This window comes from Sutterella parvirubra YIT 11816 (genome assembly GCF_000250875.1).
GTDB classification, from domain to species: domain Bacteria; phylum Pseudomonadota; class Gammaproteobacteria; order Burkholderiales; family Burkholderiaceae_F; genus Sutterella; species Sutterella parvirubra.
Genome location: NZ_JH605019.1, coordinates 9,294 through 9,540, shown reverse-complemented (window position 1 = coordinate 9,540; position 247 = coordinate 9,294). Strand labels below are relative to the sequence as shown.

The 247-nt window shown below is 71.3% G+C and carries 1 protein-coding gene; it reads left to right on the top strand.

Features of this window, described 5'->3' with window-relative positions:
* On the top strand, positions 1–247 hold a 247-nt coding region (locus HMPREF9440_RS11585; protein WP_172634309.1), incomplete at both ends, for a hypothetical protein.

The following is a 247-nucleotide window of genomic DNA, read 5'->3' as shown; positions in this document are numbered from 1 at the left end:
TCCTTCGCAACGCCTGTTCGGCCCTGAAGGCCCTCCAAGGCAGGCGCACCGACAAGGGCGTGGACGCCAAGGATGAGGCTGAGAAGGCCTCCACCGCCCTGCCCCCGCCAGTTCTGACGCTGGAGCGCTGCCCGACGGACGCGTCCCGCTGGCGCCTCACGGTCGTGAACGCCGTGAGCGTCGACCCGGCGGACGACGTCTCTCCCGAGGCCCTCGAAGCCCTCAACGACGCGAGCGCCGGGATCCG